The following is a 22,823-nucleotide window of genomic DNA, read 5'->3' as shown; positions in this document are numbered from 1 at the left end:
CCCGCCTCCGCATTGTCATTACTCGCTTTCGGCAGCAGAAACAATGTAAAACCGATGGGCTACCACGGTTGCCACGCGCAGGAACCCGGCGCTGTCATAAGCTGAAATGCGTTTTCGATGTGCTCCAACTGGGGTTTTCCCCCTTTTTTGGGCACAACAATAGATATTACATCAAAACGGCAGTCCCGGCACCATGCCTCATGCGAACTCAAATATTCTGATGCAGCGCGAGAGAGTCGGGCACGTTTTCCACGGTTTACCGCAGCACGGGGGTCAGACATTGGTCCCTGCGTGCGGGTTTTGACTTCCACAAAGACCATAAGGTCCCCCTGAGAGCAGACAATATCCAGCTCGCCACTCGGGCAGTGCCAGTTTCTGCTTTCTATGGTGAACCCGCTGGTCTGCAAATAGCTTGCAGCCAGATCTTCGCCTTTCTTTCCCAGACTCACATGCCAGGCAGACATAATGACCTCTCTTTTGGTGCTTCTTCCTGACGGACACCACGAAAGGTCATTCGATGCATTCGGCACGGGCCATGAGCGCGAAGCGCTTCCAGATGGACCTTGGTTCCATATCCCTTGTGCACGGCAAATCCATAGCCGGGATAACGCGCATCCAAATGAATCATCAGACGGTCGCGGAAAGTCTTGGCCAGAATTGAAGCAGCAGAAATTTCGGGAACTTTGGCATCGCCACCAACGACGGTGCGCTGTGGAGTATCCAGCGGTACGGGCTGGTTGCCATCAATGGCAAGAAAAGACGGGTGGATTTTGAGAACCCGGATTGCACGGCACATGGATTCGAGCGAAGCCCGCAGGATGTTCATCCTATCGATGTCCTGCGGCCACACCACACCAATCCCCCAGGCAAGAGCAGTGCTCTTTACCAGAGGCTCCAGTGCAAGCCGTTTTTTTTCGGAGAGTTTTTTGGAATCGGTAAGACCCGGAAGAGAGAAACTTTCGGGTAAAATGACAGCAGCAGCGACAACGGGGCCAGCCAGACAACCTCTGCCGGCCTCGTCAACGCCTGCGAAAGGCCGGGGAAAGGATTCCCCGGCCATTTTCTCACATTCGAGTAACGGCATGGACGAAATCTCCTGCCGTCTGCGACACCTTCGACCAGGTGGCCGAACGGCACGTCGTGGAAACTAGTTCCACTGATTCTTGGACTTAATACGGGCAGCCTTACCCTTACGGTCGCGCAGGTAGTACATACGGCTACGGCGGACTTTACCTTCACTGAGAACTTCGATGCGCTCAATGTAGGGGCTGTTCATGGGGTAGATGCGCTCTACGCCAACACCGTCGGAAATCTTCCGAACGGTAAAGGTGCTGTCAGTGGTGCCTTTGCGCTTGCGCAGTACAACACCCTGGAAAACCTGGATGCGCTCTTTTTCACCTTCGATGATGCGCTGGTGAACCTTGACGGTGTCACCGGGCTTGAAATCGGGCAGGTCGAGGCGCAGGTGTTCACTCTCGATTTTACGGATAGCGTCCATATCAAAACTCCTTCGCGGATAATGTTCGTCGCGGAAATTTTTTAATACGCGTCACCAAGGACGCGGTCAACGATAATGGCCGTGGCAGACCGTACAGACAGGTGGTTGTACGGGCCAAGATTCCTGATGGGCCGGAGGATGGCGTCGGCATCTTCCAGCACTTCTGGAGCAAGCCCAGAAGCAGTTCCCATGACAAGCAGCACGGGACGATCACCAGTCCATTTACGCACGGTCGGAATGCTCACGTTACCGGCTCCGCGTGCCGAAGTGGCCACGATAACCGGACGCTGACCAGCCTTTTTCTCCACAGCTGCAACAATCTCGGCCAGGTCTGTTGCAGTGTGAATGGAGCCGAAGGCGTCGGTGCGGTCACGATTGGCTTGGCGCCCGGGACCGTCGAGCCAGTGCCCGATCAGACGTTCTAGCAGTCTGCGCTGGTCTTCAAGCGGAGTAGCTATGTAGTACCCACCGAGACCATAGGTGCGTGAAACGCGGGCTATATCGTGAACGTCAAAGTTTGTCAAAGAGACAGCGGTGGTTTGACCGAATTTATTAAGGACCGGAGCATGAAGCAACGCGAGGTAAAGATTCTTTCCTAGCGTTTCAACCCCGCCACTCCTACGGATTTTCCGCATGAAGTGCATGTCTTCTACTGTAAGTTCAGCATCCTCCAAAATATCGGGACGCTGCTTCAGGGTCAGCTCCAAGGCTTTTTCCCGGCGCCACTCCGCAATGCGTGCGTGATCTCCGCAGGTTAATACATCCGGCACAGCCTGTCCGCGAAACTCAGCGGGACGGGTGTAGTGCGGGTATTCCAGCAGGCCGTGAGAAAAACTTTCCTCGTCGCCAGAGTCTTCATGACCCATAAAGTTCGGTACAAGCCGTGACACTGATTCGATGACACACAGAGCAGCAGCTTCGCCACCATTAAGGACAAAGTCTCCAACAGAGACGCCCTCAATGGGGTACTGCTCCAAAATGCGTTCATCAATGCCCTCGTAACGCCCGCAGACCAGCGTGATGTTCTCTTCCTGAGCCAGTTCTCTGGCAAAGCTTTGAGTCATCTGCCGTCCCCGCGGGGTGAGCATAAGTATTCGTCCGGGTTTCTTTAGACCATCCAGAGCCTTGGACAGCGGATCACACATCATAACCATCCCTGGTCCACCACCATAGGGGCGATCATCCACAGTGTGTCTGTTGTCTTCGGTATAGTCTCTGGGATTTGTCAGAGAAAAACTGACGAGATCTTCTTCGACGCCCTTGCCCAGCATAGCGCAGGACAGCGGCGAATCGAAAAATTCGGGGAAAAGAGTAACAATGTTAAAATGCACGAAATGCGACCTTCTGGCGCAGACACCCCGTTTAGGAGGCGTTCTCGGACGACGAATCTTCGGCGTCCAGGTAGAGTTCCAGCAAACCCGGCGGAGGAGCAATGACAACACAGTCCTCATCTGGGTCCACGGAACGGATGAATTCCTCCGCAACCGGGAACAGCACCTCGTGCCCTTCTGGAGTGACAATAGACCACAGCTCTTGCCCTGCAGGGACTAAAACGTCCTGAACATGGCCCAGAGTTGAGCCATCCTCAAGACGCACTTCAAGACCCACAAGCTGGGACAGATAAAATTCTCCATCCTCAAGCTCGGGCAAGTCAGACTCCCGGATGAGCAACTCGAACCCTCGCAAGGCTTCTGCCTGCGAACGGTCCTCGATGCCCTCCAGAGTCAGGAGCAGTGCTCCTTTATGCTGCCGCCATGACACGACCTCACGCCGCTGCATACGAGGACGGCGCGGACGTCTGGGACGATATTCCCGACGACGCCCTCCTCTCTTGCCACCACGGGCAAAAGACGGCGGGTCTTCTTCCTTTGGCTTTGGGGTATTTGGCCCCTGGCGCAGCTGTAGAGCCAAGCCATCCAAAAGAGAAGGGGAGTCCGTATGCAGAAGCACACAGACTTCCCCCCGAATTCCATGAGGCTTGGTAATCTCGCCGATGACGACAAGATCATCGCTGCCCGGCGGCATACCGTTAGCTTTGCTCATAACGGGATACTCGTCAGCGCTGTGCCGGGAAGAATATCACGCGTTGTTTACGTCATTAAGGGTAAACGACGCTGCATATCGAGAGAAGCTCTAGGGGAAACCCAAAAACTACTCGATAATTTCCAGAACAGCTCTTTTGCGAGCTTTCGTGGAAGCAGCACCGATGATGGTCCGCATGGCTCGCGCGGTGCGCCCCTGCTTACCAATCACCTTGCCAAGGTCTTCCTTGGCGACTTTCAGTTCGATAACCGAAGTTTGTTCACCCTCGATTTCCGAAACCTCTACTGCGTCGGGGTTATCGACCAAAGACTTTGCGATGTAGGAAATCAGATCCTTAAGCATGTTACCTCCGGCTGGGAAATCGAATTCTGGCAGAACTCAGCGCGTGATGCCCGACAATGGGCTACTCGCTGGCAGACTCGGCCTTTTTCAAGAGAGAGCGGACAGTATCAGAGGGCTGAGCACCCTGCTCCATCCAGTACTTAACCTTTTCAGCATCAATCTTCAGTTCCACGGGGTTAACCATGGGATTGTAGTAACCGACGAAGTCCAGCGGACGACCGTCACGACGAGTGGCGCTGTCGATTGCAACAATACGGTAAAAAGGACGCTTTTTGGAACCCATGCGGGTCATTCTCAGTTTGATAGCCATGTGGTTTCCCCCATTCTGGTTGATAGTATTATAACTGAAAGAAAATGCAAGTAGCTACTCAAAAAATGAGTGACTGCTCGACAGCCGTCACACGCAGTTAGTGACCCACACCGAGGGCACTAACCACCGAGATTACTTCTTTTTCTTTTTTTTGTTCCGCCCAGCCGTCTTCTTGCGTTTTTTTCGCTGAGTTTTCGACTTGGTGGAACCGGGACGAGACCCCATCCCTTCCATGCCTTCCATGCCCTCCATTCCAGGCATGCCGGGCATACCAGGCATTCCGCCTGGCAATCCTGCTCCGGGCATCCCGCCGGGCATTCCGGGGAGACCTTTGGGCATACGCGGCATACGGGGCTTTTTGCCCTTGCTGCCGCCGCCCATCATCTTCTTCATCATCTTGCGCATCTGCTCAAAGTTTTTCACGAGCTGGTTCACGTCAGAGACGGCCACGCCCGAGCCTTTGGCGATACGAGCCTTGCGGCTGGGATTGATGACAGAAGGATTACGGCGCTCCTCCATCGTCATGGAACTGATGATAGCCTCGATGCGAGCCATGTCTTTTTCGGGAACAGAGAGTTCTCCGATTTTATCTTTCAGGCCTCGCATGCCGGGAATCAGCTTCAGCAGGCCCTCAATGGACCCAAGCTTTTTCAGCCGACGCATCTGCGTGCGAAAGTCTTCAAAGTCGAACTCTGCACGCTGAAATTTTTTGCCGATTTCTTCGGCTTCTTCCTGATCGATGGAGGACTGTGCCTTTTCAATCAGGGTCAGCACATCACCCATGCCGAGAATTCGGGAGGCGATGCGGTCGGGGTGGAACACTTCAAGGTCGCTGACCTTTTCGCCCATACCCACAAACTTCAAGGACTTGCCCGTGACGCTCTTAATGGACAGCGCAGCACCACCACGTGCATCACCGTCCATCTTGGTCAGAATCACGCCGCTGATGTCGAGCTTTTCATCAAAGCTCTTGGCAACATTGACGGCTTCCTGACCAATCATGGCGTCAGCAACGAAAAGGATTTCATTCGGAGTACAGGCGTCCTTGATGTTCGCCAGCTCATCCATCAACTTTTCGTCAATCTGCAAACGACCTGCGGTATCAAGCAGGACGACATTGCAGCCAGCTTCGCGAGCGGCTTCAATACCCTGCTTGCAGATGTCCACCGGGTCCATGCCAACTTCGGACGGGAAAACAGGCACGTCAAGCTGACGGCCAAGGGTCTGAAGCTGGTCAATAGCTGCCGGACGGTACACGTCAGCAGGAACCAGATAGGGCTTCATCTTCCGCTGACGGCGAAAGTGCAGCGCGAGTTTTGCGGCCGAGGTGGTTTTACCTGAACCCTGCAGGCCGACCATCATAAAGACAGACGGATTGCCGCGCAGGTCAACGTCCTGCGTCTCGCCACCAAGCAGCTGTGTCATTTCATCGTTAACGATTTTAATGACCTGCTGGCCGGGCGTCAGGCTTTTCTGAACGTCCTGTCCAAGGCAGCGCTCCTTCACCCGTTCGGTGAAGTCCTTAACAACCTTGAAGTTGACGTCAGCTTCCAGCAGAGCAAGACGCACTTCGCGCAATCCCTGCTGAATATTGTTTTCGTCAAGGCGCCCCTGCCCCTTGAACTTCTTGAAAACTGAATCAAGTCGGTCAGAAAGACTTTCAAACATAATCTATTTTCCCGTCCCAAAAAAATAAAAGAGGTTCTAGTTAAAGAACCTCCCCCATTTAGTCAAGTTTGACACGGCGCGGGTTGTGTACCCGAGGGGTATACAAAGGTCAAGAGGTTCACCCGAGAGCTTAGGCTTTTCGCACGTAAAGGACTCTCGTTGCTGGCATTTCATGCCCTCACCGCGCAGCTGGCCGTTTGTACGGCTCATGTTCCACAGACGCAAAACACCGTCAGAATTTTTCTGCATGCGTTTGCGCAACGCAAGACGACATCTTTTGCGCCTAGCGGAACCCCATAGCATGGTGCGCTGAATCTTCGGCACTCATCTCCGTCCCAACATGGCACAGAGAGCAGTTGCCTCCTGCCCCCAGCGGAGCAGCTTCGTGGGTATACTGCAATGGTGCAATATTGTCACGGTCTGGCCCATACCCGTTTTCACGAACAGCCGGGTACACAGCATGGGGACTTCCATGACAGGCACCGCAATACAGTGCGTCCATTTCATCCCGACGCATGCGGTACAGCCCTTCCGCTCCCTCTGTCCACTCATTAAATGCCGACACGCTTTCTGGTGGCATGTACTCGCGGTGGCAGTTCAGACAATCAGGTTCCTGTACCCACGGCCGCCGGGGATTCACTTCGGCAATCTGCTCAAGTCCTGTAGGCCTCAGCTGCGCCAAAAGTTTTTCAGCTCCGCGGCGCTTTTGTGCCGCATCGTAGCGAAGCAGGGAAATTGCATGATCGGCAAGAGTTCCATGACAGTTTGTACAGGTCAGGCCAATGTCGGCATGCACTCCACGCAGGCAACGCGTCTGCCCTTCCGGACCGGAAGGATGGCAGTATCCGCAGGCCACTTCGCTCTCGTCATCAATATAGCTGGCATGCCAGCCATGAATCGCCGCTGGCAGATTTATCATGCCGGGCTTGCCCGGAGCCTTGAGCACCGGATCAGGGTGGCAGCTCTGACACAAAACAGGCTTCCCTTTCTCTGCCGAGGCGCGGAGGCGAGTTTTATTTATCCGGTCATGAACTGCAAGCACATCTTCGGCTGTCTGGTCAGAAATTCCGGCAACACCAGCAACCCGCCATGTGCCACCGTGGCAGTTTTTGCAGCCCATCTCCGTTGATGTTGGCGCAACCGTGCGAGTTTTGGCCAAAAGCTCTCCGCTTTCCGAGTCGTAGGCCTTCACCGTAAAAATTGGATACGGATTAAAGCCCCCGCCATCAGGATACGGAACAACCGGGAGAAGTGCGGCTTCATACACGCCCTGCCCTTCGCTCAGGTGCAGTGTTCCAGAAACTCTGTTCCCGGCCAGCCCCTCGCCAGCCTCCAGTTTTTTTCCAAAAAGCTGCTCAGAAAAATCCCAAAACCTGACATGCTGCTCAGGGTTCGCAAACGCCGCATCCACCTGATAGCGAATCTCCACTCCTTCCGTGACCAGCTCCGGACTTTCTCCCCGCCGGACAAGCTGACAGAAAAGATCATTGGCTGGTGGCAGCAGCACCCAGTACGGATCTGAATCCGAAATACAGTGCATGCCCATCGTGTTCCACGCCAGCAAAACAAACTCGTCCTTTTCCTTATCAAAAGGCGGGATGTCCACCGGGTCAGGATTGGGTGAACGGATCTGTTCTGGCGCGGTGCCAGAATGCAAGACGTTCACGACATACTGGGCAAGCGCATGCCGCTCTTCGTCGTTCCCAATAAACGGCGGCATGTAGGTATTGAGCTTTCCCTGCCCCGTGAGCTGTGACTCCAGTCCCACAACACCAAATTTACTGGTCAGTGGGAGAATATCATTGAGCGGTCCCCGAACGCTGTGACACGACAGGCACTGATTCACAAAAATATCATGCCCGGCATCCAGCGTATTTTCAGGAGTGACGCTCTTGTGCTCGGTCCAGCGCAGGCTCTTCAAAAAGCCCTGCTCCCGCACAACATTCAGCTCCGCCACAGGCAGACCATTCGAGAACATATGTCCATATATGACATAGGGTCGCCGGGCGGCTTCCCGAATCCATTCAAAGGACCCGACCTCAACAAAGCCCAGCGCAAGCAGAATACAGGCCAGCGCGGTCTGCGATCTGCGAGGCAGGCGCAGCGCCATAAACAGGCTCAGGACAACAATACCGGGTATGGCAATGCTCAGCGCCTGAACCAGCGGCAAAATTTCATTGTTATGGCCGAGGATCATTCCCTGCACACTCACTGGCAACACCTGGAAATACCACCAGCCCGAGGGAATCATCAGCAAAAGCGGCCACACAGCCCAGCCCGCAGAAAAGCGAACCAGCTTCTTTCTCGTTGCATCATCCTCCACCCGGCTCGCTGTAACAAAAGCAAACAGCCCCGCTAGGCTCAGCCCCAGCATGGTCCGCAACACGACAGATGGCACAAAGGACGGGTTCAGGAATCCATCCCAGAACGCCCCTGTTTCCAGCCATTCGCCCGGCGTGAGCATGGAGCTGATAATGCCGTCGATCATAACCAGTGAAAACCAGCCAAACACAAAGTAGCACCAGCCCACAAACAGGTGCCTGCGCCGGTCCATCTGCTCGAAGGTATAGAAATACACCAGCAGGCAGGCAATTTCGCCAAGGAAAAACACCCACTCTGTGGCCCAGCCAAAAGAATAGGTTTGTACCAGCTTGAGCGTCGCCGCAGGGCTGGTCAAACTGATTGCGAACCAGATACCAACGCCTGTCAGCCCACCAAAAACCATTGTCAGCAGCACAAAAAACTTGGTGTGCCGCTTCACATACGCTAAAATTTCCGGGCTGTTTTGCCGATGAGCAAGGTGCTCTGTCAGAACAAGAAAAAGTCCGCCACCAACGGCAAAATGCGCAATGAACACGTGAACGACAGCAATAAAGGCAATGACAAACCCACCGCCAAGGGCCGGAATCTGCATGACAGGAAAATCCATTATGCCCCCCATTTCCGAGACTGAAATGCGTAGCGAAGCACCAGCGCCAGAATGCACGCCGACACCAGAAATGCACCAAGAAAGAGCAGGAGCGGAGACCATTCACCTTGTGCAGGGACCTGCGAGACAGCATAAAATGGTTCAAGGCTTGCGTAGCGCACCATTTCGCGCAACCCTGTCATCACCCCAATGGTTGCAAGTACAGAGACGAGCGCAGGGACAGGCTGCTGCCGCAGTCCAGAAATAAGGCATGCAGCGACCCCGGCCATTCCTGCGGCCAAAAGCAGAGACGGAAACGCCCTTCCGCCAAGGAACAGCTCCAGAACATCCGCAGGCAGGCTCACCAGCCACCACGAACCAATTGCAACCTGGAACGCAGTAGCATAGGCAAAGACCTGCATGCCACGACGAACATTCTCCCGTGATCCGGGGAGCATGCGCCGGGACTTGCGCGACCAGTAAAGACCCTGTACCAAGCCTCCAACAGCCAGCGACGCCACCACAAAGTGGAGATAGCGAGGCCACAGGCTTGGGTCCGAGCTATTCAGCAAGGTACCGCCAGAATTGGTAAAATAGCCTTTCCATGCCTCAGGACGAAGCATCATGCTGGTCGAATTGGTAAAGACAAAGGCCACATAGAGTAATGCGGCCACAACAAGGCTCAGCAAAACGAGCCGGAGCCGCCCAAGACGCTGGAATCGAAAATCCCATGCGTACGCGGCATAATAGGCACAGATAAGAACAAGGACGACTGCAAGCCTGTAGACGCCTGCAAGGATGTCTGCGACGTTGTAGAACTGCCCATACAGAACTTGAAGGAACAGAAGTGGCGGCACACCAAAATTAATGGTCAGCGCCATCACGGTAGGAATCTTTTTGGACGAATGCCTGCTGACTGGCCCGGAGCTGGTCTTGACGACGCCCTCTGCCAGCGACATCATTGCGCTTCCGAGCAGAGTGTTGACCAAAAGCAGGTGGATGACAAAACTCACAAGCAAGAACGCCTGAAACCATCCCCACGGAACCTGAAACGCTCCGTGCGGTGGAATGAGGGCTGTGGGGTCCATTCATGCCTCCCATTGCAAAAGAGTCTGGTATGTCTACGGTTCTGTTCCTATTGTAGTAAACACAAGGAGCACAAAGGACAAGCTTCAGAAGACTTTTCACAAAAAATTCTTACAGCTTCTCTGTCTTTTGTACTAGGCTTCTCATGAAGAGCAGTATTTTTTCACCGCCCCCCGGCGCATTTCACCGGATGCTTATCGCATGACACAAGACGCTCACAAACTTTTACTCGACATAGGCAACACCTGTACAAAAATCAGTTACTGGTCCCCAGAGAGCAGAACTGTATTCTCTCAGGTGGAAACCCTGCCCACCATTGCGGACTCCGCAGAGAACTGGGCAGACCGCCTCGTGCACACTGCCGAAAAATGGCAGCTTGCCCCTGCGGACTTTTCCGATATTCTTGGCTGCTCTGTTGTGCCGGACCTTATTCCGCTCATCAATTCCGCCTCAGAGCTGGCCTTTGGGCGTTCTGCCTGCTTCGCTCCAGACACCCTCCCCGTCCCCTTCGACAATATTTCTGAAATACCTGACAACGTCGGTCCAGACAGACTTGTTGCCGCGTATGGTGCCCGCCACCTGCTCGATGCCGAAAATATCATTATCTGTGATTTTGGTACGGCAACAACTCTTGATGCTGTTTCGGGAAATCGCTTTCTTGGCGGGGTTATTTGCCCCGGAATGCGAACTTCTGCACGAGCACTCAGCTCGGATACAGCTCGCCTGCCAGAACTCAGCCTTAACCTTGAATCCCCTGACTTTTTCTTTGGGTACAAGACCGAAGACAGCCTGAATCAGGGTTTTATCTTTGGGTTTGCGGCTCTGGCAGAAGGTCTGATAGAACGTTTTGAAAAAGAACTGGGCACCCGTGCTGCCGTTGTTGCAACAGGCGGGCTTGCCAAACGGGTGGCGGACGTTTGTCCTAAACTCCGTTCCATCCACGCAACGCTGACGCTGGAAGGGCTTGTCTTTGCCCAAATGACAGCCAGCAGACAGTCTTAGAGAGTAATACAGGTTTGACGCGGCCTGCGCTTCGTGGCACATGGCCCTTGCAAGTCTGGTACATTATCCGTTTTACATACAAAGGAGCGCAGTCATGAGCACCATCGTAAACGTATGGGGCAGAGAAATTCTCGATTCCCGTGGTAATCCTACTGTTGAAGTTGAAATTACGACGGAATCCGGCGCAAAAGGCCTTGCCGCTGTTCCTTCTGGAGCTTCCACTGGCTCTCGTGAAGCTCTCGAGCTTCGTGATGGCGACAAGGAACGCTACCTCGGAAAGGGCGTGACCAAAGCCGTTGAGCACATCAACGGTGAAATTGCCGAGAACATTCTTGGCATGGACGTCACCCGCCAGGTCGCCATCGACAACATGATGATCGATCTCGACGGCACCGAAAACAAAACCCGCCTTGGCGCAAACGCCATGCTGGGTGTTTCCCTTGCTGTTGCCCGCGCTGCTGCCAATTTTTACAAGCTTCCCCTGTACCGCTATCTCGGCGGTGTGAATGGCAAAGTGCTGCCCACCCCCATGATGAACATCATGAACGGTGGCGAGCACGCACCAAACAATCTCGATATTCAGGAATTCATGATTGTGCCGCTTTCTGCTGATTCTTTTGCAGAAGCTCTGCGCATGGGTTCCGAGACTTTCCACAACCTGAAAAAGCTTCTCGCTGCCGACAACCACATCACTTCCGTGGGTGACGAAGGCGGCTTTGCTCCGAACCTCAAGGACCACCGCGAAGCTTTTGCATACATCGTCAAGGCAATCGAAGCTGCTGGCTACACCGCAGGCAAAGACATCGCTATCGCTATTGATGCCGCTGCCAGCGAGTTCTACAAAGACGGCAAATACGTCTTTGCTGGCGAAGGACGTGAGTTCACCGCCGAAGAGCTTATCCAGTACTACCGCGAGATTGCTCACGAGTTCCCGGTTATCTCCATCGAAGACGGCCTTGCCGAAAGCGACTGGGACGGCTGGAAGCTCATGACCGCCGAGCTTGGCGAAGCCCTTCAGCTCGTCGGCGACGACATCTTTGTTACCAACCCCGATATCCTGGCTCAGGGCATCGAGGCTGGCGCAGCAAACTCCATCCTCATCAAGCTGAACCAGATCGGTACCGTGACCGAAACCATGGACACCATCGAAATGGCAAAGCAGGCTGGCTACACCACTGTTATCTCTCACCGTTCCGGCGAGACCGAGGATCACTTTATTGCTGACCTCGCAGTGGCCGTAAATGCTGGTCAGATCAAGACTGGCTCTCTTTGCCGCTCCGACAGGATTGCAAAGTACAACCAGCTGATGCGCATCGAGGAAGACCTTGAAGACGAAGCAATCTACTTTGGCCCCATCATGGGCGAACAGTGGTTTGACATCGACTAGCATCTGGTTGTAACAACAGCCGCATCAAATGCAGTGCACGGGGCGCGGAATCTTTTCCGCGCCTCTTTTTGTTCATCGTGATTTTTATTGATCTGTAAAGGGGAACAAGCATGATTCTGCTGGACGGCAAAGCAACTGCGGCAGCTATTCGCAGTGAACTGAAAGAGACAGTTGCAGCAAAAGAAACGCTGTATGGCCGCAAACCCGGCCTCGCTGTCATTCTCGTTGGTGAAGACCCGGCATCTCAGGTGTACGTTCGGAATAAAGAACGCGCCTGTGAAAATGCAGGTATCGAATCTTTGGCCTACCGCCTTCCCGCGGACGTGACCCAAAAGGACGTCGAAGACCTCATTCGTGAACTCAACACTCGCGACGACGTTGACGGCATCCTCCTTCAGCTTCCTCTTCCCAAAGGACTGGACAGCCAGACCTGTCTGGACCTCATCGATCCAGAAAAAGACGTTGACGGCTTCCACCCGGTCAATGTTGGGCGCCTCGCCCTTGGACTTCCCGGCTATGCACCCTGCACTCCGGCTGGCGTCATCGAACTTCTCAAACGCCACGAAATCACAACAAGCGGCAAACGCGCCGTTATCATTGGCCGCTCCAACATTGTGGGCAAACCTATGGCCATGATGCTTTGGGGCTATGGCGACTTTGCCAATGCCACCGTGACCGTGGCCCACTCCCGCACGCCCAACCTGAAAGAACTCTGTGCCGAAGCTGACATTCTCGTCGCTGCCATTGGCCGCCCTCACTTTGTGACGGCAGACATGGTCAAGGAAGGCGCAGTCGTGATTGACGTCGGCATCAACCGCACAGATAACGGCCTCGCCGGTGACTGTGACTTTGACGCCATCAAGGACAAAGTCTCTGCCATCACCCCGGTTCCCGGTGGCGTTGGACCGATGACTATTGCCATGCTGCTCGTCAACACCATTCAGGCCTACGAGCGCCACAACGCATAATTTTCTGCCAAAAACTGGCGTTCCGTTTTGTACGGAGCGCCTTTTTTTCTGGGCAATTTCCCGGACTCTCCCCTTCTAGGACTTGCGCTCTCCCGCCCCAGCTTTTATAGCATCATAACGCCACCGCAAAGACCGGCAGCCCATGCGAGCGGCTGTCCCAAGATAAATTTAGAACCGCAGGAGTTCACGCATATGAAGCTGACCAGCAGTTCCTTCCCGGAAAACGGTCGTATTCCCATTCAGTTTACCTGTGACGCCAGCGACTTTTCCCCGTCTCTCGACTGGGAAGACGCTCCCGAAAATGCCGAAGGTTTCGCCCTCATCTGTGAGGACCCCGACGCTCCAGGTGAAAGCCCCTGGGTTCACTGGGTGCTCTACGGCATCCCCAGTGTTGCGTTCCGCCTTGCCGCCAAGATTCCCCGCACAGCCGAGCACCCCTCTGGCCTGCGCCAGGGTCTCAACTCCTGGGGACGCATTGGCTACAATGGCCCATGCCCGCCAGAAAATGACGACAAGCATCGCTACATCTTCACCCTCTATGCCCTGGATAACGACATCTCCCTCGCCCCCGAAGCCAGCAAAGAGCAGCTTCTTGAGGCAATGGAAGGTCACATTCTGGACACAGCACAGGTTATGTGCACCTATTCCCGATAGTACAGCGCCGCTTCTCCCGAAGCGGCGCTTTCCTTTTCTCCCAAAAATTCACTGCACCATCCCCCTCCCTGTGCTACTATAAAGAAAAATCCAGCTCCGGGAGGAACTATGACGAGTTTCACGCGCTTCCTCGCCTTGCTTCTCTGCATGTGCGGTATTCTTGCGCTCAGTTTTGGCTGCACCAGCAGCCGCCCAACCGCGCTCTCCCCTGTCCCGCAGGCTGTCCCGGCCAACGCCGAAGAATATCCCCTGGACGCCAGCTTTGTTGCCAAAAACATCTTTCGCAAGCTTCAGGAAAAACGCACCCCCGGTGCCGACTTCTCCCAGCAGGCCTGCGACTGCGTCAAAAGTGATTTCACCTATCCCGGATTTGAGCTGAGTTCTCACCGGCTTCTCGAATATCGCGATCGGGAAGACGGCCGTGAGGGGCGCAGCACCAGCGGCATCCTTCGCGTCGAAGACAGCTTTGGCCGCTCTGCACGCATCCTCTATTCTTCCAGCTACACTCTCGGCGAGAACTCCGTGGACATTGACTCGGCACAGGTTGCCGCCATTTATCCGCAGTCACCATCCATCAGGATGATGCTTATCCCCAAAGTCAAAATGCCCGAAAGCTCCGAGCTGCCCAAGGACTGGGCCGGGATTTATACCTCCCTCGCCAAGCTCGACAACATGCCCGCTGGTGGACTCACGGAATCCAAGTGGCTCGACACGCACACTCTCGTGCTCTTCCTCATGGATCAGACGCCCCCAGAGGCAACCATCGACCTCGAACTTGATCTCCCCGACCGCATCGACCTCAACAACAGGCTCCATATTCCCTATGAGGAGGCTTTCGACTTTGACGGCTGGCGGGTCGCTATCATCTCCCTCATGCCGCAGCATCTCGCCCACAGCAAATAGCACAAAAAAAGGCCCGCCAAGAAGCGGGCCTTTTCTCGTTCAGACAAATTCTAAAATTCATAGTCAACGCAACGCCGCTCTTCTGCGACCTGCTTAATGAAAACTCCAGCCTCAACGTGCTTCGGGTGCACAGCGTAGGCTTTCAGTGCCTCGCGGGATTCAAAAACGCTATACAGTGCGATATCAGACACGCCACCCTCAGGATCAATATTGATCCCGACCTCAAACTCCACCGGGCCAGGTACAACGCCCACCAGCGCGTCAAGACGCTTCTTCATTTCCACTGCGTTCTCTGCCTTGCTCGCGCCGGCAGCTTCGTCCTTCAGTTTCCAAAGTACGATATGTTTCAGCACTGCTGTCTCCATTTACTCGGTTGTGCGCCCAACAGCTCGCTGCTGAGATTCGCGTTCACGCTTCCTTTCCGTCTTCCGCAATGTCCGGCGCGCCTCCGCTTCCTTCCACCGTCTGTGATCTTCGTCCGTCTCCAGAATCAGCGGAGGAATCTCTCGAGGCTTGCCGTTCGGGTCCAAAGCAACAAAGCTGAGATATGCAGATGCGCAGTATCGCTTCTCGCCCGTAAACATGTTCTCAGACTCTACTCGGACACCGACCTCCATCGAAGAGCTGCCCGTATAGTTTAAACTCGCCTTGAAATTTACCACCTCACCAACAAACACCGGCTTTAAAAAATCCATCCGGTCAATGGACACCGTCACCGCGTTCGAACGGCAATGCCGCATCGCTACCGTCGCCGCTGCAAGGTCTATATATTTCAGCGTCACACCACCATGCACATTCCCCGCAGGATTTGCGTCTTGTGGCAGCATCCGCTGTGTCAGCACTGTCTGGGACTCGCGCTTCGTCTTCCCTTTCATCTTGCCTCCAATCTCTCGCTTTTCCACCCTCACCATCTCTCCCTACAGAATGCACAACCTCGCCCCGTCTCGCAAGCACTATGGTATGGGCCACGGGCGGGTGTTGTTTTATTGGGGCACTGCCCCAAGCCCTGCAAGGGGCGTAGGGGTGGGCGGGGACTCTGTCCCCGCACCTCTGCAAGGGGCGCCGCCCCTTGACCCCGCCCAAGGACGAGGCCCTTGGGAATCCCGCTTTCGCTCAAAAAATAGGGCTGAATGGGATGAAAGCTCCGCTTTCCTCTCCATCAGCCCTATTTTTTGAGCTAGTGGGCATTTCCCGATTGCGTGTTCTTTTGCCTTTTCCAGACCGCACTTATTTTCTTTTTGAACGCTCGCGTTCAAAAAGAAAATAGTGGCAACTCGCAGAAGAGAAAGAAGTCGCTTTAGGCAGCCCCATTAAGTTTAAAAGCCGTGCAAGCTTCGCTTGCACGGCTTTTAAACTCGATGAGGATACGTAAGGGAATCATTCCCTTACGCGGGGTCCGGGGCTGGCCCCGGTTCTTTCCCTCCCACCCATCCAGCCTTTTCAGGCTGGGGCTGCCCCCCCCAATTTCCCATAAAAAAAGACCACTCGACTCAGCACCTGAATGCCGATGTGATGAGTCGAATGGTCCGAATTGAGGACGGCGGCGGTTCCGTCAAGAGGGCGAGAAGAAACCGCTGCGCTGCTGTCCTCCTACCTAGTGGAGAGCAGCTCATAATGGCCGAAAAATCTGGGGGACCAGTTTCGCGGCTAAGTTGGTCACTCATGAGCTGCGAGTGCGAGATGGGGATGGCGAATCCCCTATTGTTACGCGGGGGGTGGGTCTTCCTGCGGACTCCCCCCCGCTGTATACATACGTTTATTAATCTTTAAGCTGCTCGGCGAGCACTTCCGCATAATGGCGGACGCGAATACCGTCTTTGCGCTTCTCGGCACCGCCGCGGAGCTGCATAACGCAACCGGGGCAGTCGGTAACGAGCTGGGTAGCGCCGACTTCTTTCACGTGGTCGAGCTTCTTGTTCATAAGGGCCTGAGATTCTGCGGGGAACTTGGCTGTGAAGGTACCGCCGAAGCCACAACAGACATCTTCTTCCTTAATCTTCACATAGTCGACGCCAGCTTTCTGCAAACCTTCCTGAGTGCAGCCCTTGACGCCGAGTCCGCGACACATGTGACACGGGGCGTGGTAGGCAGTTTTCTCTGTGGTGGAAATGGTCTTGAAGTCGCCTTCGTCGAGCTTGAGAACATCGCGAACAAAGGAGCTGAAATCAATAACGCGATCAGCAAACTGCTGTGCTTTGAGCGCAAATGACGGATCATCGGCAAGCAGACGCGGATACATGTGCTTCATGTGAGAGGCACAGGAGGCGCACAGCGTAATGACGTAGTCATAGTTGGATGCGTCAAAGGCGGCGATGTTCTGAGCAGCCAATTCTGCGGCGTGCTTCTTTTCGCCCATCATCTGCAGAGGGAGACCACAGCAGGACTGCCCTTCTGGGAAGCCCATAGCGGCCTGACCGTGCTTGAGGACCTTCACTGCAGCAGCCATCTGCTCAGGATAGACAAAGTCCTGCACACAACCGGCAAACAGGCCAACCTTCATCTTGGGAGCGTCGACCTTGGAGTCGAGCTTCTTCCAGATGTCACGGAAAGGCTTGTCTGCAACCTGCGGCAAAGCGCGGAAGTTGTGATCCTTAAAGAATGCCAGCGGAGGATGGCGCAGGAAGCCGTTCTTGGCTTTCATGGGAGCCTGTCCATAGCGGGCAGTCTTGAGCAGGGAGTGGAAGAGGCGGCGATTCTTCATGAGCTTGCCGAGAAGCTCAGAATACAGGGGATGGCCTTCTTCTTCGAGGATACGACACTGAATTTCCTTGATGAGTCTGGGGAGGTCGATACCAGCGGCACAGACTTCCTTACAGGCACCACAGTTAATACAGTTCTGGACGAGGTTCTTTGCCTTGTCGCGACCGTGGAAGAAGTAGGTCAAAATCAGGCCGATAGCGCCGATGTAGATGTGTCCCATCTTGTGACCACCGACGAGGCGATAGACGGGGCAGACGTTAGCGCAGGCACCACAGCGAACGCAGCGGAGAACCTGAGAAAAATCAGGGTCCTGAGCCATGGCCAGACGGCCATTGTCCAGGAAGACGATGTGCATTTCTTTCTTGCTGTCAGTGGTGACAGCACACTCGTTGGCGCCAGCAATCCAAGTAATGTACGAGGTCAGAGCCTGACCTGTTGCATTACGGGGCAAAGCTTTCAGCACACGCAGAGCGTCATGCATGGTGGGGGTCAGCTTGTCCACACCACAGATGGCGACATGCACACGAGGAAGCGTGGTCACGAGACGGGCGTTGCCTTCGTTGGTTACGAGGCCGATAGCACCAGTTTCAGCAATGGCGAAATTTGCACCACTGATACCCATGTCAGCTTCGACAAAATGGCGGCGGAGTTCGCGTCGAGCCACTTTCACCAGCTTCTGAATGTCAGAATCCTGCTCTTTGCCTGTCACGTCCGTAAAGAGATCACGGACCTGATAGCGAGAGAGATGGATAGCGGGCATAACCATGTGAGACGGGCCTTCGTGGCGCATCTGGATAATCCACTCACCAAGGTCAGTTTCCACGACTTCAAATTCGTTTTCGAGCACATGATTGAGGCGGGTTTCCTCAGCAGTCATGGACTTGGACTTCACGATTTTTTTGACGTCGTTGTCGCGAGCAATCTGGGCAATGATGTTGTTTGCCTCAGCAGCGGTCTTTGCAAGGTGAACATGCACCCCCAAGGACTCAGCTTTAGCCTTAAATTCTTCATACAGCTCAGGCAAACGATGGATTGCTGCATCCTTTGCATCAGCGATTTTAGAAATCAGCTCTTTTTCATTTGTGTCCGCAAAGGCGTTCACACGGTTCGCACGATATGCAACGAAAAATTTATCAATCGCTTTACGCAGAAATTCGTCGTCGAGAGCTTCCTGACAAGATTTACGGTAATCGGAAAGATTCTTTGCGTCCTGCATCCTAGTTATCCTCCAGCAGCAAGATGTGAAGTTCCAGGGGGCCATGAACACCAACTGCGAGTACTCGCTCAATATCAGCAGTACGACTTGGACCGGTGATGAAAGCGCTGTAGCTTGGTGAATTGTCTACCATCTTCGTAAATTCGGCTTCGACAGCGTCGGAGTCTTCACGAAGGCGGGAAACAGGCAGGATGGCGATATGGAATTCGCTCACCATAGTGGTGAGGCGGAGTTCTTCACTGTTGGAGTTGAGGACGAGAGTGCCGGGATTGGCCATGCCGTAATCACAATGAGTCAACCCGATGTCCACACCAGCGAGGTGCTGGCGCATACCTTCGGTGACAAGCTCAAAGCCATGTTTTTCACACAGAGCGGCAAGTTCCTTGCCGTCCTCTCCGGTGAATTCAGGAGCGGCGATAACTTTCTGCTGTTTCAGGTCGCAGTGGGCCTGAGCGTCATCAGAAAGTGGCTCTTCACATCCGGACAGAAGCAGTTTGCAAGCTTCCTTTCCTTCACAGGTGTCCATGACGTAGGAGAATGCTTCCGAAAGGTTCTTGATGCTGTGTACCTGAGCACCGACCTTTGTGGCGTTTTCAGTAAAAAGTTTTACCAAATCAGTTTTAGCGCACATGTGATCCCCCCCTTTTTTGGGCACATGAGTTTTACCGCAAGTCGAAAAAACGACTTACACCAGGAAAAGCCGCGGGTGCGGGTGTGCAGTCCACACCCGCGGCCAACTCAATCAACAGAAGCTGCTATTTGGAAGGAGCGATCACGCTCACAGTCTGCTGCGCAATCTCGAGTTCTTCGTTGGTACGAATGACGAAGGCGGGAATGCGGGAATCTTCGGCAGTGATGCGCATGTGTTCACCGGCACGCTTGCTGTTGGCTTCAACATCAAGCTTGATACCGAGTTCTTCCATGCCGCAAAGCACGTCGTGGCGGACGATGTCGTCATTTTCACCGATACCAGCGGTGAAGACGATGCCGTCAACGTGGCCGAGGAGAGCCAGGTATCCACCAATGAAGAGGCGAACACGGTGGCAGAGCATATCCAGAGCGAGTTTTGCACGTTCATTGCCCTCTTCCACAGCAGCGTGGATGTCACGAAGGTCGGACATACCACAAATACCTTCCAGACCGGACTTCTTGGTCACCATCTCGTCCAGCTCATCAATGGTCATGCCCTCAGTGCGAGCAAGGTAACCAAGGATGGTGGGGTCAATGTCACCGGTACGGGTTCCCATGATGACGCCACCGGTGGGGGTGAGGCCCATGGAAGTATCGATGGACTTGCCGCCCTTGACTGCGGTCAGGGAGCTGCCGTTGCCAAGGTGGACGGTGATGATGTTGCAATCCTCAGGCTTTTTGCCCATAAGCTGAGCAAAACGCTTGGTGACGTAACGGTGGGAAGTACCGTGGAAGCCGTAGCGGCGAACCTGGTGCTTCTCGTACATTTCGTACGGCACACCGTAGACGTAGGAGTGAGCAGGAATGGTCTGGTGGAAAGCAGTATCAAAAACTACGACGTGACCAGCGTTGGGGAACAGTCGCTGAGCGACGTTAATACCAGCGAGGTGAGCGTAGTTATGCAGAGGCGCCAGAGGAGCAACCTTCTCAATAGCGGCCTTGACTTCGTCGTTGACGAGGACAGGGTCGGAGAAGAGGTTTGCACCCTGCACGATACGGTGGCCAACGCCAGCGATTTCTGCAGTATCGTGAATAACGCCAGTATCTTCAGCGGTCAGCTTGGCAATAACCAGTTCCATACCAACTTCGTGGTTCGGGATGGGCTGTTCAAACTTGAACTTCTGCTCATCGTCGGTATCAGGATTCCGCTTGTGGGACATAATGCCCATGTCGAGGCCAATGCGCTCGATAGCGCCAGAAGCCATAACAACGTCGGAATCCATGTCGAACAGCTGGTATTTGATGGAAGAGCTGCCGCAGTTGATTACAAGAATCTTCATGTGTTGAAACCCTCTTGGGACTGCCTCTAAATGAGGCCTTTTTCGGCCTGCGCCTGAATGGCGGTGATGGCCACAGTGTTAACAATGTCAGGAATGGTGCAGCCACGGGAGAGGTCATTGACCGGCTTATTGAGACCCTGCAGGACGGGGCCAATAGCCACAGCACCCGAGGAACGCTGCACTGCCTTGTACGTATTATTACCGGTGTTCAGATCCGGGAAAATGAACACGGTTGCCTTACCAGCAACTTCGCTGCCAGGCAACTTCGTAGCTGCTACGCCGGGATCTATGGCTGCGTCAAACTGCAGCGGGCCTTCCAGTGCAAGCTGGGGAGCCTTTTCCTTGGCGAGAGCAACAGCTTCTTTGACCCGGTCGACATCAGCGCCCTTACCAGAAGAGCCAGTGGAATAAGAAAGCATCGCAACACGAGGTTCAACACCGAAGATACGAGCAGTTTCAGCAGAACCGATGGCGATTTCTGCAAGCTGCTCAGCTTTGGGATTCGGATTGACAGCGCAGTCTCCATAGACATGGACGCGGTCCTTCATGCACATAAGAAATACACTGGAAACAATGGATGCGGTGGGCTTGGTCTTGATGAACTCAAATGCAGGACGGATGGTGTGCGCGGTGGTGTTCAGTGCACCGGAGACCATACCATCAGCGTCATCCTTGTGGACCATCATAGTCGCAAAGTAGGTCGCATCCAGCATTCTGTCTCGAGCGTCCTCAAGGAGGATGCCCTTGTGCTTCCGGGCTTCAAAGTATGCCTGAGCGTACTCGTCGAGCTTGTCGGAAGACTTGGGGTCAACAAAGTGGGCACCAGACAGGTCCAGCCCCAGCTCGGAAACCTTTGCCTTAACGGAAGCTTCGTCACCAAGAATAAAGAGTTCGCAGACGTTGCGGCGCAGAATGATCTCTGCTGCACGCAGCACGCGGTCGCATTCGCCTTCGGGGAGCACAATGCGCATTCTGTGGGACTTGGCTTTCTCCACAAGGTTGTACTCGAACATTTTCGGAGTCACCTTGGAAGACTTGCGGTCGATAAGGCGCTTGCCCAGCTCTTCGGAGTTCACGTGAGACTCGAAAGTGCCAAGAGCAAGGGAAACCTTGCGGAGGTCTTCGGGATCAATGCGGCCGTAGAGTTCAGCCAGCTTCTGGGTCGTCTGGTAGGTGTGGCCCTTTACAGACAGGATCGGCAGCGGAGCGCCAGACCAGCCCTCAATGAGGCGCTGGACATTCTCGGAAGGCTTGAGTCCGCCTGTCAGCAGCACGCCGGAGATGTCTGCAAAAGAACCAGAAAGTCGGGAAGCGAGAGCGGTGAGGATGATGTCCTCGCGGTCACCGGGGGTGATGACCATGCTTCCGTTTTCAACGTAATCAAGGAAATTGCCAATCTGCATGGCAGCGACAACAAAGTCTTCAACAACAGCTTCGAGACGGTCTGCACCGTAAATGACTTCAGCCTCAAGCCATTTCTGCACGTCTTTCACTGTGGGATTGCCAAGACCTTCTTCCTCAGGGATCACATACACAGCCATGGGCTGGGAGCAGTTCACCTTGCATTTCAGGTTTTCAGCAATCTTTGCATGGTCGACGTTTTTCTCTGCACGGTTAATCACAGTTGCAAAGACATCAAGCCCCTTCTCTTCCATCGAATCAACGGTCAGCTGAGTCGTGCTGAGAAGCTCTTCTTCACTCTTGTCGCGGCCAGAGGCAATGAGCAGTGCCGGGCAGCCAAGGTTCGCTGCAATGCTTGCATTGAGATCAAACTCAAAGGCAGCATCCTTGCCGCGGAAATCCGTACCTTCACAGAGAACAAAGTCATACTTGGCTTCAAGGGCCTTGTACTTGTTGAGGATGTTCTCCATCAGAACAGCGCTTTCACCGTTGTTGATCAGCTCACGAGCTTCAGCAAGGGTGTATGCAAAGGTGTCCTCGTAGGGGATATCGAGATTGAAGTGCGTCAGGAGCAGGTTGACATCATGATCGCGCCCGCCATCAACACGCTCGCTAATGATGGGACGGAAAAAGGCTACCTTACGAATATCACGCAGCAGAAGCTGCATAACACCGAGAGCTACAGCCGATTTTCCACTCTGGGGCTCGGTCGCTGTGATGTACAGATTTTTCGACATGACAATTCCTCTGTTACAGGGCGGCGACAG

The 22,823-nt window shown here is 54.3% G+C and carries 21 protein-coding genes; 5 read left to right on the top strand and 16 right to left on the bottom strand.

All coding sequences use genetic code 11. The features are described from left to right. Positions 1-59: 59 nt before the first annotated feature. The 10 genes from B5D23_RS01750 to B5D23_RS01705 form a co-directional block, all read right to left on the bottom strand. Positions 60-464, bottom strand: a complete 405-nt coding sequence (locus B5D23_RS01750) for a YraN family protein (protein WP_078683668.1) — start codon at positions 462-464, stop codon at positions 60-62. Further along, on the bottom strand, positions 446-1,084 hold the full coding sequence (locus B5D23_RS01745; protein WP_200803611.1) for a ribonuclease HII: 639 nt from the start codon (positions 1,082-1,084) through the stop codon (positions 446-448). Before B5D23_RS01745 ends, B5D23_RS01750 begins: the two co-directional genes overlap by 19 nt. A gap of 63 nt (positions 1,085-1,147) precedes the next feature. Continuing rightward, positions 1,148-1,498: a 50S ribosomal protein L19 gene (gene rplS / locus B5D23_RS01740; RefSeq protein WP_078683667.1), complete on the bottom strand. Its 351-nt coding sequence runs from the start codon at positions 1,496-1,498 to the stop codon at positions 1,148-1,150. 41 nt (positions 1,499-1,539) lie between these two features. Then, positions 1,540-2,829, bottom strand: a complete 1,290-nt coding sequence (gene trmD, locus B5D23_RS01735) for a tRNA (guanosine(37)-N1)-methyltransferase TrmD (protein ID WP_144012505.1) — start codon at positions 2,827-2,829, stop codon at positions 1,540-1,542. 31 nt (positions 2,830-2,860) lie between these two features. After that, complete coding sequence (gene rimM, locus B5D23_RS01730; protein ID WP_233813718.1) at positions 2,861-3,541, bottom strand: ribosome maturation factor RimM; 681 nt, start codon at positions 3,539-3,541, stop codon at positions 2,861-2,863. 108 nt (positions 3,542-3,649) lie between these two features. Next, a complete protein-coding gene (locus tag B5D23_RS01725) occupies positions 3,650-3,883 on the bottom strand; it encodes a KH domain-containing protein (protein WP_078683665.1) in 234 nt (77 codons plus the stop codon). Positions 3,884-3,944: 61 nt separating this feature from the next. Then, positions 3,945-4,193, bottom strand: a complete 249-nt coding sequence (rpsP, locus tag B5D23_RS01720) for a 30S ribosomal protein S16 (RefSeq protein ID WP_078683664.1) — start codon at positions 4,191-4,193, stop codon at positions 3,945-3,947. Between the two features lie 132 nt (positions 4,194-4,325). After that, the gene (gene ffh, locus B5D23_RS01715) at positions 4,326-5,861 is read right to left on the bottom strand and encodes a signal recognition particle protein (RefSeq protein ID WP_078683663.1); all 1,536 of its coding nucleotides are present in this window, start codon (positions 5,859-5,861) and stop codon (positions 4,326-4,328) included. A 283-nt stretch (positions 5,862-6,144) separates the two neighbouring features. After that, positions 6,145-8,790, bottom strand: coding sequence for a cytochrome ubiquinol oxidase subunit I (locus tag B5D23_RS01710; protein ID WP_078683662.1), 2,646 nt, complete (start codon positions 8,788-8,790; stop codon positions 6,145-6,147). Then, entirely contained in the window at positions 8,790-9,857 is a 1,068-nt protein-coding gene (locus B5D23_RS01705) for a hypothetical protein (protein ID WP_078683661.1), read from the bottom strand. Before B5D23_RS01705 ends, B5D23_RS01710 begins: the two co-directional genes overlap by 1 nt. 199 nt (positions 9,858-10,056) lie before the next feature. Here B5D23_RS01705 and B5D23_RS01700 point away from each other — a divergent pair, with 199 nt between their 5' ends. From B5D23_RS01700 to B5D23_RS01680, 5 genes are all read left to right on the top strand, one after another. Then, a complete protein-coding gene (locus B5D23_RS01700; RefSeq protein ID WP_078683660.1) occupies positions 10,057-10,857 on the top strand; it encodes a type III pantothenate kinase in 801 nt (266 codons plus the stop codon). A 94-nt stretch (positions 10,858-10,951) separates the two neighbouring features. Further along, a complete protein-coding gene (gene eno, locus B5D23_RS01695; protein WP_078683659.1) occupies positions 10,952-12,244 on the top strand; it encodes a phosphopyruvate hydratase in 1,293 nt (430 codons plus the stop codon). 110 nt (positions 12,245-12,354) lie between these two features. Beyond that, on the top strand, positions 12,355-13,212 hold the full coding sequence (folD, locus tag B5D23_RS01690; RefSeq protein ID WP_078683658.1) for a bifunctional methylenetetrahydrofolate dehydrogenase/methenyltetrahydrofolate cyclohydrolase FolD: 858 nt from the start codon (positions 12,355-12,357) through the stop codon (positions 13,210-13,212). Positions 13,213-13,404: 192 nt separating this feature from the next. Next, positions 13,405-13,866, top strand: a complete 462-nt coding sequence (locus B5D23_RS01685) for a YbhB/YbcL family Raf kinase inhibitor-like protein (protein WP_078683657.1) — start codon at positions 13,405-13,407, stop codon at positions 13,864-13,866. A 108-nt stretch (positions 13,867-13,974) separates the two neighbouring features. Continuing rightward, positions 13,975-14,769: a hypothetical protein gene (locus B5D23_RS01680; RefSeq protein WP_078683656.1), complete on the top strand. Its 795-nt coding sequence runs from the start codon at positions 13,975-13,977 to the stop codon at positions 14,767-14,769. A 50-nt stretch (positions 14,770-14,819) separates the two neighbouring features. On the opposite strand, the gene B5D23_RS01675 is transcribed toward B5D23_RS01680, so the two are convergent. From B5D23_RS01675 to pta, 6 genes are all read right to left on the bottom strand, one after another. Beyond that, complete coding sequence (locus B5D23_RS01675; protein WP_078683891.1) at positions 14,820-15,122, bottom strand: Dabb family protein; 303 nt, start codon at positions 15,120-15,122, stop codon at positions 14,820-14,822. A gap of 12 nt (positions 15,123-15,134) precedes the next feature. Continuing rightward, positions 15,135-15,644, bottom strand: a complete 510-nt coding sequence (locus B5D23_RS01670) for an acyl-CoA thioesterase (protein WP_078683890.1) — start codon at positions 15,642-15,644, stop codon at positions 15,135-15,137. A gap of 884 nt (positions 15,645-16,528) precedes the next feature. After that, positions 16,529-18,685, bottom strand: a complete 2,157-nt coding sequence (ldhH, locus tag B5D23_RS01665; RefSeq protein ID WP_078683655.1) for an L-lactate dehydrogenase (quinone) large subunit LdhH — start codon at positions 18,683-18,685, stop codon at positions 16,529-16,531. Position 18,686: 1 nt separating this feature from the next. Beyond that, on the bottom strand, positions 18,687-19,316 hold the full coding sequence (locus tag B5D23_RS01660; RefSeq protein WP_078683654.1) for a lactate utilization protein: 630 nt from the start codon (positions 19,314-19,316) through the stop codon (positions 18,687-18,689). 124 nt (positions 19,317-19,440) lie between these two features. Further along, positions 19,441-20,655: an acetate kinase gene (locus B5D23_RS01655; protein ID WP_078683653.1), complete on the bottom strand. Its 1,215-nt coding sequence runs from the start codon at positions 20,653-20,655 to the stop codon at positions 19,441-19,443. Between the two features lie 26 nt (positions 20,656-20,681). Then, the gene (gene pta / locus B5D23_RS01650) at positions 20,682-22,793 is read right to left on the bottom strand and encodes a phosphate acetyltransferase (protein ID WP_078683652.1); all 2,112 of its coding nucleotides are present in this window, start codon (positions 22,791-22,793) and stop codon (positions 20,682-20,684) included. Positions 22,794-22,823 lie beyond the last annotated feature (30 nt).

This window comes from Desulfobaculum bizertense DSM 18034 (assembly GCF_900167065.1).
GTDB classification, from domain to species: Bacteria; Desulfobacterota; Desulfovibrionia; order Desulfovibrionales; family Desulfovibrionaceae; genus Desulfobaculum; species Desulfobaculum bizertense.
This window is presented reverse-complemented; position numbering and strand designations above follow the sequence as displayed.

Bases quoted from the DNA above. Each gene is read 5' to 3' on its own strand.
- eno (WP_078683659.1), top strand. From the start codon at position 10,952: ATGAGCACCATCGTAAACGTATGGGGCAGAGAAATTCTCGATTCCCGT.
- rplS (WP_078683667.1), bottom strand. From the start codon at position 1,498: ATGGACGCTATCCGTAAAATCGAGAGTGAACACCTGCGCCTCGACCTG.
- B5D23_RS01705 (WP_078683661.1), bottom strand. From the start codon at position 9,857: ATGGACCCCACAGCCCTCATTCCACCGCACGGAGCGTTTCAGGTTCCG.
- B5D23_RS01670 (WP_078683890.1), bottom strand. From the start codon at position 15,644: ATGAAAGGGAAGACGAAGCGCGAGTCCCAGACAGTGCTGACACAGCGG.
- folD (WP_078683658.1), top strand. From the start codon at position 12,355: ATGATTCTGCTGGACGGCAAAGCAACTGCGGCAGCTATTCGCAGTGAA.
- B5D23_RS01750 (WP_078683668.1), bottom strand. From the start codon at position 464: ATGTCTGCCTGGCATGTGAGTCTGGGAAAGAAAGGCGAAGATCTGGCT.
- B5D23_RS01725 (WP_078683665.1), bottom strand. From the start codon at position 3,883: ATGCTTAAGGATCTGATTTCCTACATCGCAAAGTCTTTGGTCGATAAC.
- B5D23_RS01700 (WP_078683660.1), top strand. From the start codon at position 10,057: ATGACACAAGACGCTCACAAACTTTTACTCGACATAGGCAACACCTGT.
- B5D23_RS01685 (WP_078683657.1), top strand. From the start codon at position 13,405: ATGAAGCTGACCAGCAGTTCCTTCCCGGAAAACGGTCGTATTCCCATT.
- B5D23_RS01660 (WP_078683654.1), bottom strand. From the start codon at position 19,316: ATGTGCGCTAAAACTGATTTGGTAAAACTTTTTACTGAAAACGCCACA.
- B5D23_RS01745 (WP_200803611.1), bottom strand. From the start codon at position 1,084: ATGCCGTTACTCGAATGTGAGAAAATGGCCGGGGAATCCTTTCCCCGG.
- rimM (WP_233813718.1), bottom strand. From the start codon at position 3,541: ATGAGCAAAGCTAACGGTATGCCGCCGGGCAGCGATGATCTTGTCGTC.
- B5D23_RS01680 (WP_078683656.1), top strand. From the start codon at position 13,975: ATGACGAGTTTCACGCGCTTCCTCGCCTTGCTTCTCTGCATGTGCGGT.
- ldhH (WP_078683655.1), bottom strand. From the start codon at position 18,685: ATGCAGGACGCAAAGAATCTTTCCGATTACCGTAAATCTTGTCAGGAA.
- B5D23_RS01710 (WP_078683662.1), bottom strand. From the start codon at position 8,790: ATGGATTTTCCTGTCATGCAGATTCCGGCCCTTGGCGGTGGGTTTGTC.
- B5D23_RS01655 (WP_078683653.1), bottom strand. From the start codon at position 20,655: ATGAAGATTCTTGTAATCAACTGCGGCAGCTCTTCCATCAAATACCAG.
- rpsP (WP_078683664.1), bottom strand. From the start codon at position 4,193: ATGGCTATCAAACTGAGAATGACCCGCATGGGTTCCAAAAAGCGTCCT.
- ffh (WP_078683663.1), bottom strand. From the start codon at position 5,861: ATGTTTGAAAGTCTTTCTGACCGACTTGATTCAGTTTTCAAGAAGTTC.
- pta (WP_078683652.1), bottom strand. From the start codon at position 22,793: ATGTCGAAAAATCTGTACATCACAGCGACCGAGCCCCAGAGTGGAAAA.